General features: G+C 70.6%; 2 protein-coding genes. Both read left to right on the top strand.

The window, feature by feature from the left end; all coding sequences use genetic code 11:
* The first annotated feature begins 91 nt into the window (after positions 1-91).
* Positions 92-673 carry a heme ABC exporter ATP-binding protein CcmA gene (ccmA, locus tag ACI3K3_RS25650; protein WP_404918939.1) on the top strand — a complete coding sequence of 194 codons (582 nt, stop codon included), beginning with the start codon at positions 92-94 and terminating at the stop codon, positions 671-673.
* Positions 670-1,051 (top strand): heme exporter protein CcmB (locus tag ACI3K3_RS25645; protein ID WP_404918937.1); only part of this gene is annotated, 382 nt, incomplete at its 3' end. The genes ccmA and ACI3K3_RS25645, both read left to right, overlap by 4 nt.

The following is a 1,051-nucleotide window of genomic DNA, read 5'->3' as shown; positions in this document are numbered from 1 at the left end:
GCATCGGTAAGGCGGGCAATCGACATCGGCGACTCCGTGTGGGACGCGGCCAGCTTGGCACTCGTGGCCCTTTCCACTATCGCCTCAAGCCATGCAAGGGGCCTCCATCGCCATCGACGATCTCGCCTGCCGGCGCGGCGACAGGCTGCTGTTCCGTGGGCTCTCGCTGCGGCTGAAGGCGGGCGAGGCGCTGCGGGTTTCCGGCCACAACGGCATCGGCAAGTCCAGCCTGCTGCGAATCGTCGCCGGGCTTGCTCCCGCTTTCGAGGGGACGGTGGTCGCGGAAGGCGCGATCGGCCTGGTCGACGAACGTCCCGCGCTCGATCCGGCGGTGACGCTGGGCGCCGCCCTCGCCTTCTGGCAGCGGCTGGATGGCGGCATCCGTGAAAGGCACATAGACCGGCTGGGCCTGGACGACTTGCTGGACGTTCCGGTCCGCTATCTTTCGACCGGGCAGAAGAAACGCGCCGCCCTCGCCCGCCTGCTCGGCCAGGACGCGCGGATATGGCTGCTCGACGAACCGCTCAACGGCCTGGACAGCCATGCGACGGCGCTTGCCGAGACGCTGGCGGCCGAGCACTGCGCCCAAGGCGGCATCGCCCTGATCGCCTCGCACCAGCCCTTCGCCCTGCCGGGGATGCGGGTGCTGCCGCTTGCGGACCACGCGGCATGAGCGGTGCTTTCGGGCCGCTGCTCAAGCGCGACCTTGCCCGTCTGCTGCTGGGCGGACGGGGCGGCGGGGCGCTGCTGCCGATCCTGTTCTTCCTTTCGGTGGCGATGCTCTACCCCTTCGCGGTCGGGCCCGACGCCCCGCTGCTCGCGCGGACCGGCGGCGGCGTGATCTGGGTGGCTGCCCTGCTCGCCGCGATCCTGCCGCTCGACCGACTGGTCGAACCCGACATCGAAATGGGCCTGTTCGACCAGTGGGCCTTGCGCGGCATTTCCGAGGAACTGGTGCTTGCCGTGCGGATATTGGCCCACTGGCTCAGCTTCGGCCCGCCGCTCATGCTGGCGGCCCTGCCCGCCGCCGCCCTGCTCGGGCTGGAGGGGC

It is taken from the genome of Novosphingobium sp. ZW T3_23 (assembly GCF_044987305.1).
Taxonomy (GTDB): Bacteria; Pseudomonadota; Alphaproteobacteria; order Sphingomonadales; family Sphingomonadaceae; genus Novosphingobium.
Note: the sequence above shows the minus strand (reverse complement) of the source record. Positions and strands in the feature narration are given on the sequence as shown.